Raw genomic sequence first — 7,828 nt, 5'->3', positions numbered from 1 at the left:
GGGTCGGCGTCGGGGTGGGGGTCGGCGTGGGAGTAGGAGTCGGGGTGGGCGTGGGCGTCGTGGTGGGCGTGGGCGTCGGCGTGGAGGTGGAGGTCCCGCCGGCGATGTCGCCGTAGAGGATCCCCCGTCCGTTGCTGCTCAGGTACACCCGGCCGTAGGTCCGCATGTCACCGGTGATCGCCGCCCCGGTCCAGCCCCACTGGTGCTGGTCGTCGTTGATCCGCACCCAGGTCGCTCCCGCGTCGTCGGACCGGAAGATCCCGCGGACGCCGCCGACCTGCGCGCTGCTGTAGAGCGCCGGGTAGCTCTGGCCCGGGGCCGCCTTGCCGAAGCCGATGCTGTCGGCCTGGTCCACGGCGGCGACCCGGATGAAGCTCGCGCCGCCGTTGGTCGAGTGCCAGAGGCCGTAGGTTCCGCCGCTCTGGCCGCCGGCGAACCAGACATCGCCCTTGACCCCCGGCAGGGCCTTGAAGCGGACGTTGCCCGCGCTCGGCAGCCCGGTCGCCGCCGTGGCGGTGAAGCTGGCCCCGGCGTCGGTGCTGACGTAGAAGGTCCCGCCCGAGTAGCCGTAGAAGGTCTTGGGGTCGGACCGGTCGGAGGCGACCGTGGCGCCGGCCGGAATGCCCGTCGAAGCGCTCCACGTGTTGCCGTACCCGGTCGAGTGGTAGACCCCGGTCCCGGCCGGGCTCCACACCGTGGCGCTGCCGTCCGCCGCCAGCGCCACGGTGCCGCCGCCGGTCACCCCGCTCGGCTCGGACGAGGCCGCGAACCAGTCCGCGCCGTCGTCGGTGGAGTAGCCGATGTGCTTCTCGGTGGAACCCGACGCGGTGTCACCGACCCGGACGATGATGCTCGGGCTGGTCTCGGCGTAGTCGATCCCGGTGGAGCTGGTGAAGTTCGGCGAGGAGAAGGTCTTGGCGGGGACGGCGGTGACGTCCGTGTGCCGGAAGCCGCTGAGGTCGCCGAGGGCGCTGAGCAGCGGGGCCCCGGTCGGCGGGCTGATCAGCCCGTTGACGGCGGTCTCCTCCAGTCCCTGCACCACCGGCGCGATGGTGATCTTCTTCCCGGCGTCGAAGTCGGTCAGGTCGGAACTGCCGAACAGGGTGGCCCCGGTTCCGTAGAGCATCCGGTTGGAGTTGAACGGGTCGATCTCCAGGGACTCGGTCATCCAGCCGAGCTTGGGGGTCTCCTCCGGCGGCGAGGGATTGGCGTTCATGGTCAGCCAGGGCACCTTGGTCAGGTCGATGGTGTACTGGTCGACCCGGGTGGGATAGCCGTTGTAGGACCAGAACGGCTTCCAGGTCGCCCCGCTGTCGGTGCTGCGCCAGATCTGGGTGTCCGGCCACCAGGAGCTGTAGGCGGTCACCATCAGCGTGCCCGGGTGCTCCCGGTCCACGGTCAGACCGCTGTAGCCGAAGTAGTCGTTGCTGGTGTCGGTGGACGGCACCGGGCTGACGTTGGACCAGGTCCCGGTTCCGGTGGCGTACTTCCAGACGTCGCCGTGCGCGCCGTCGTAGGGGCCGCCGGTGTCGCTGTAGGTGATGAAGAGGTTGCCGCCGGACCCGTCGAGCACCGCCTTGTGCGGGATCATGCCGGTCGGCTGCCCGGTGACGGCCGTCCAGGTGGAGCCGCCGTCGTCGGAGCGGTAGATGCTGTGCGCCTTGTCGGCGACGCCGACGTACACCGTCTTGGTCACCCCGTTCACCGTGCCGCTGCCCTTGTCGAAGACCTCCCAGAGCACGCCCTCGGGGTCGTTCTGGTACCCGGTGGTGTCGGTGGGGTCGGGCGCGTAGGGGCCGGTGTCGGGGAAGGAGCTGACCTTGGCCCAGGTCACACCGTAGTCGGTGCTGCGCCACAGGCCGTTGCCGCTCTCGGCGCCGAAGTACAGCACCTTGTCGTTGTCGGGGTCGATGCTCAGCCGCTCGCCCATCCCCCGTCCCGGCATGTTGCCGCCGACCTTGAACGGCAGCACGGTGCGCTGCCAGGTGGCGCCCTGGTCGTCGGAGCGCAGGATGGCGCCGTCGTTGGAGTCCCAGCTGTTGGTGTAGCTGCCGGCGGCCAGGTAGACCCGGTTGGGGTCGGCCGCGTCGGTGGCCAGGCTGGCCACGCCGCTGAGGTTCCAGTCGCTCCAGCCGATCGAGTCCAGCAGCGGGATCCACGTGCCGGTCGCCGGGTCCTGCCGGTAGGCGCCGCCGACGTCGGTGCGGGCGTACACCAGCCCGGAGCGGCCCTCGTTGAAGATGATGCCGGGGACGAAGCCGCCCCCGCCGATCTGCACGTTGTTCCAGCTGTACGCCTGGCTGGTGGCCGCGGCGGTGACGGCGGCGGTGACGGCGGCGGTGACGGCCTCCGGCTGGACGGTGCGGTCCGGGGCCGAACCCTGGGCCGGGAGCGCTCCCGGCAGCAGGCCGACCACGGCCAGGGCGGCGGCTGTCGTCAGCACGGTGAGCATGGATCTGGCCTTGGTGCGTGGGTGGCGCATCGGGCGGCTCCTCTGGGTGTGCCGGGGTGGCCCGCCCATGAAGGCAGTCGGCTGACGGTACGTCAATCCGACCTATGGGACATGCAAGCGCTTCGCCACACACCAGGGGCTGAGCCGATCCGCGGGCATGAAAGCTACATCCGGTCGGTGAGTCGGTCGCTGAGTCGGCCGGTGAGTCGGCCGGTGAGTCGGCCGGCGGGTCAGGCCGAGTCGCGCAGGACCAGCGTGGTCTCCATCACGACCTGCCCCTGGTCCTGCCCCGATCCCCGGGCCTGCCCGAGCAGTTCGGCCACCGCCCGGGCGCCCATCTCCTCCACCGGCTGCCGCACCGTGGTCAGCAGCGGCCGGATCCGGCAGGCCACCGCGTCGTCGTCGAACCCCACCAGGGCGACCTGCTCCGGCACCCTGATCCGCAGCCGCTGCAACGTCCGGAGCGCGCCGGCGGCCATCAGGTCGGAGGCCGCGAAGACCGCGTCGAGCCCGGGGCGCAGCTCCAGCAGGCGGATCATGGCGTGCTCCCCCGAGGCGACGGTGAAGTCCCCGTAGGCCACGGTCTCCCGCACCGGCCCCTCGGCCTCGCGCACCGCGCGGAGGTAGCCGCGCAGCCGGTCCGCGCCGACCGACATGTCCGGCGGCCCGGCGATGGTGCCGACGGTGCGCCGCCCGGAGCGGAGCAGATGGTCCACCGCACCGGCCGCGCCGCCGAGGTTGTCCGCGTCCACGTAGGGCAGGTCCCCCGGGGCCATCGGCCGGCCCAGCGACACCACCGGCACGCCGGCCGCCCTGATCAGCCGCGGCAGCGAGTCGTCACCGCGCGGCCCGACCAGCAGCACCCCGTCCACATGGCCGCCGCAGAGGTAGCGCAGCAGCGAGGGGCGCCGGGCCCGCCGGGACGCGGTCAGCACCACCAGTTCCTGCTCGCCGTGGAGCAGCGCGCGCTCGACCCCGACCAGCAGCCGTGAGTAGAAGACGTCCGACCAGTAGTGGATCATGTCCTCGAACACCACCACGGCGACCGCCCCGGTCGCCCGCGCCCCGACGCTCTGGGCCCGCTGGCGCACGTACCCCAGGTCCCGCACGGCCGTCTCCACCCGCGCCAGTGCGTCCTCGCTGACCGGCGCGGAGCGGTTGAGCACCCGGGAGGCCGTGGCCGTGGAAACCCCCGCCCTCCGTGCCACCTCGGCGAGGGTGGGTCGCGAGGCAGGTGGGGCAGTGGGAGGAGCAACCATCTCCGGTCCCTTCGACTGTCGGCCGCCTGTCAGGCACCCGTCACCGCGCAATACGGAGCGTCGGGCACCACCGACCCACTGTCAAGACTCCTGCACGGCAAGACCGTTGGCCGCACAACCGGTACGCGCGCGATTCTTGGTCAAGCATCATTCATTGCGACAATGAAATTCCGCCGGCACAGGGGAGCAGGAATGTCTTTTCGCCGCCGCGAACTGACTGTCCGTGAATTCATCAGCGGGTGGCGAGCACCGGGTCGGCCGAGAGCGCCCGTGACGGTCCGAGAAGGCGCCCATGGTTCTTCGGCGGCTCGACGACCCCGGGCTCGAACGGGATGATCATGAGGACGGCCCGCGACCCGAGGTGCGCCGGACACATGCTCACCATCCCCTCCCCCAGGACCTCGTGGCGCAGCGGACGCCGGTCCCCGTCGTTGGTCGTGTACTCCCGGTCCCGGTTCCGGTAGATGGGGCCGGTGTCCGGGTCCGCGAGGATCTCGGCCTCCAGGCGCTGCAGCTCCTGGGACTGCGGATGCTGCCGCACGGTCGCCCTGAGCTGTGCCAGCGCGTACGGGGCCCATGCCTTCTCCCAGTCCATGAGGATCCGCCGGGCCTGGGGACTGAGCATCATCCAGCGCAGGATGTTCTCCGGCGGGCGCGGCGGATCGGGCTCGGCCGAGAACAGGCTCGGGAAATGCCTGTTCCACCTGAGCAGCCGCCAGGACGGGTCGGTGATGTAGGCCATGTGTTCGATGCCGTCCAAGGCCGCCTGCCAGTGCTGCCCCACCCGCACCGGAGCCTGCGGATCGAACGGCTGAAGGCCCCTCTCGACTCCGGCATACAGGTAGAGGCAGGTCCATTCGTGCTGGTCCAGGCCCAGGAGCGTAGCGACGTCGTCCAGCAGCACCGGTGACGGGCTGTCCATCTGACCCCGCTCCAGCCGACCGAACGTCCCGCTCGGCCAGGACCGACTGCTGGGCCACGTCCGTTGAATGAGCAGGTGGTCGACCTGGCTCTGGGACAGACCGGTCACCCGACGTCCCCGCCGCTCCTCCCGGGGCGGGAAGCCCCAGTCGGCCGGGTCGATCCTGCTGCGCGCGCCCTTCAAGAGCCGTCCGAGCTCACCGGCGTCCATATGTCGACAAACCCCCTCATAGCTCCGGGGTCCCTGGTAGTCCGGTCCAGTACCCAGCTTTTTATATGCAGGTAATTACATGCAAAAACCAGCACTGGAAAGATACCCGAGAACCGGACAGACTCTCCGCCGGAACTGAACCAGCACAGACCAATTCCGGCTCGACCGAAGGGCAGGGCAGCCGATGAACCAGCGACACATCCGCCGCGGACCCCGTCGGCGGGCCGGAGGGTCGTGGCGCGGCGGTTCGGCGCCCGTACGGAGCGGGGCTGCTACCACGCCGATCCCGTCAGGACTGGGCCAGGTCCAGTAGGCGGTCGGCGAGGGCGTTGCCGCCGGCCGGGTCGCGGGCGATGAGGAGGACGGTGTCGTCGCCGGCGATGGTGCCGATGATCTCGTGGATGCCGGACTGGTCGATGGCGGAGGCCAGGAACTGGGCGGCGCCGGGCGGGGTGCGGAGGACCACCAGGTTGCCGGAGGCGGTGGCCGAGACCATCAGCTCGGAGGCGAGCCGGGCCAGCCGGCCCTCGTTGCCGAACTCGCCGCCGGCCGCCTGCGGGGTGCGGTCGCCGCCCTCGGCCGGGACGGCGTAGACCAGGTTGCCGTACTGGTTGCGGATCTTGACGGCGCCCAGCTCGTCCAGGTCGCGGGAGAGCGTGGCCTGGGTGACCGCGAGGCCGTCGTCCGCGAGCAGCTTCGCCAACTGGCTCTGCGAGCGGATGGGCTGACGGGTCAGCAGGTCCACGATGCGCCGGTGTCGTGCGGTCCGCGTCTGCGGGAGCTGGGGCACCGGCCCCGGGCCGGCCTGGTCGGGCTGGACGTCTTCGGCCATGGGTCAGTCAGCCTCTCGTACGGAGCGCAGGATGCCGGGCAGCACCGCGAGGAAGGTGTCCGCGTCGCGCTCGGTGAGGATCAGCGGCGGGGCCAGCCGGACGGTGTCCGGGACCGCGGCGTTGACCAGGAACCCGGCCCGCTGGGCGGCGGCCTGGATCTGCGCCGCGACCGGCTGGGTGAGGACGATGCCGAGCAGCAGGCCCGCCCCCCGCACGTGGTCCACCAGCGGGTCGCTGATGGCCTCGATGCCGTTCCGCAGCCGCTCCCCCACCTTGGCGACCTGGTCCAGCAGGCCCTCGGCCTCGATGGTGTCCAGCACCGCGTTGGCCGCGGCGCAGACCACCGGGTTGCCGGAGAAGGTGGAGCCGTGGTGGCCCGGGTGCAGCAGTTCCGCCGCGTCGCCGAAGGCCAGGGTGGCGCCGAGCGGCAGGCCGCCGCCGATGCCCTTGGCCAGGGTGACGATGTCGGGGTCGACGCCCTCGACGGCCTGGTGGGCGAGCCAGTGCCCGGTGCGTCCGATGCCGGTCTGGATCTCGTCCAGCACCAGCAGGGTGCCGGTGGCGCGGGTGATCTCGCGGGCGGCGAGCAGGTAGTCGGCGGGCGGGACGACGACCCCGTTCTCGCCCTGGATCGGCTCCAGCAGCACCAGGGCGGTGTCGGTGGTGACGGCCGCACGCAGCGCCTCGACGTCGCCGTAGGGGACGTGGCTGACGTCGCCCGGCAGCGGGCGGAACGGGTCCTGCTTGGCGGGCTGGGCGGTCAGCGACAGGGCGCCCATGGTCCGGCCGTGGAAGCCGCCGTGGGCGGAGACCATGTGGGTGCGGCCGGTCAGCCGGCCGATCTTGAAGGCCGCCTCGTTGGCCTCGGCGCCGGAGTTGGAGAAGTAGACCCGTCCGGGCAGCGGGTGGTCGGCCAGCGCGACCAGCCGCTCGGCGAGCCGGACGGTGGGCTCGGCCAGGAAGAAGTTGGAGATGTGGCCGAGGGTGCCGATCTGCTCGGTGACCGCCGCGACGATCGCCGGGTGGGCGGTGCCGAGCGCGTTGACGGCGATGCCGCCGAGGAAGTCGGTGTAGCGCTTGCCGTCGGCGTCCCACAGGTGCACGCCCTCGCCGCGGACCAGCGGGATGCGGGGGGTGCCGAAGTTGTTCATCAGCGTGTGCTGCCACCGCTGGGTGAGTTCCTGATTGGCGGTCATGCGAGCCCCCCGGTGATGACGGTGTCGGTCTCTGATGGGTCGTCGGGCACGACCATGGTGCCGATGCCCTCGTCGGTGAAGATCTCCAGCAGCAGGCTGTGCTGCACCCTGCCGTCCAGCACGCGGGCGGTGCCGACGCCCTCGCGGACGGCGCGCAGGCAGCCCTCCATCTTCGGCAGCATCCCGCTGGCCAGCGTCGGCAGCAGCTTCTCCAGCTCGCTGGAGCTGAGTTGGCTGATCACGTCGTCGCTGGCGGGCCAGTCGGCGTAGAGGCCCTCGACGTCGGTGAGCACCACCAGCATCTCGGCGTCCAGCGCGACCGCCATCGCGGCGGCGGCGGTGTCGGCGTTGATGTTGTAGACATGGCCGTCGGAGCCGCGGGCGATCGAGGAGATCACCGGGATCCGGCCGTTGTCCAGCAGCGCGTTGACCGCGCCGGGCTCGACATGGGCGATGTCGCCGACCAGGCCGATGTCCACCTGGGCGCCGTCCACCTCGGCGTAGCGCTTGACGGCGGTCATGGTGTGGGCGTCCTCGCCGGTCATGCCGACGGCGAACGGGCCGTGGTCGTTGAGCAGTCCGACCAGGTCCCGCTGGACCTGTCCGGCCAGCACCATCCGGACCACGTCCATGGTCTCCGGGGTGGTCACCCGCAGGCCGGCGGTGAAGTGCGAGTCGATGCCCAACCGCTCCAGCTGGGCGCTGATCTGCGGGCCGCCGCCGTGGACGATGACCGGGCGCAGCCCGGCATAGCGCAGGAAGACCACGTCCTGGGCGAAGGCCGCCTTGAGCGACTCGTCGACCATGGCGTTGCCGCCGAACTTGATGACCACGGTCTTGCCGTGGAAGCGCTCCAGCCAGGGCAGCGCCTCGATCAGGGTGAGCGCCTTGGGCAGCGCGGTGTTGTTGCGGGCCTGTTCGCCCTTGGGTGCGATCTGCACGGCCGTCGGGCCCCT

Annotated in this window: 6 protein-coding genes; all 6 read right to left on the bottom strand. The window is 71.4% G+C overall.

Annotated elements, in window-relative coordinates; all coding sequences use genetic code 11:
• Positions 1-2,482: beta propeller repeat protein (locus tag IF29_RS0137260; protein WP_051726532.1), on the bottom strand; the 2,482-nt coding region annotated here is incomplete at its 3' end.
• A 200-nt stretch (positions 2,483-2,682) separates the two neighbouring features.
• Positions 2,683-3,660, bottom strand: a complete 978-nt coding sequence (locus IF29_RS0137255) for a LacI family DNA-binding transcriptional regulator (protein WP_232242787.1) — start codon at positions 3,658-3,660, stop codon at positions 2,683-2,685.
• Between the two features lie 283 nt (positions 3,661-3,943).
• Positions 3,944-4,633: an MmyB family transcriptional regulator gene (locus tag IF29_RS0137250; protein ID WP_157624125.1), complete on the bottom strand. Its 690-nt coding sequence runs from the start codon at positions 4,631-4,633 to the stop codon at positions 3,944-3,946.
• A gap of 499 nt (positions 4,634-5,132) precedes the next feature.
• A complete protein-coding gene (locus IF29_RS0137245; RefSeq protein WP_030265345.1) occupies positions 5,133-5,675 on the bottom strand; it encodes an arginine repressor in 543 nt (180 codons plus the stop codon).
• Positions 5,676-5,678: 3 nt separating this feature from the next.
• Complete coding sequence (locus IF29_RS0137240; RefSeq protein WP_030265342.1) at positions 5,679-6,872, bottom strand: acetylornithine transaminase; 1,194 nt, start codon at positions 6,870-6,872, stop codon at positions 5,679-5,681.
• Positions 6,869-7,813, bottom strand: a complete 945-nt coding sequence (argB, locus tag IF29_RS0137235) for an acetylglutamate kinase (RefSeq protein ID WP_030265339.1) — start codon at positions 7,811-7,813, stop codon at positions 6,869-6,871. Before argB ends, IF29_RS0137240 begins: the two co-directional genes overlap by 4 nt.
• Positions 7,814-7,828: the final 15 nt, after the last annotated feature.

This window comes from Streptacidiphilus jeojiense (assembly GCF_000719095.1).
Lineage (GTDB): Bacteria > Actinomycetota > Actinomycetes > Streptomycetales > Streptomycetaceae > Streptacidiphilus > Streptacidiphilus jeojiensis.
This window is presented reverse-complemented; position numbering and strand designations above follow the sequence as displayed.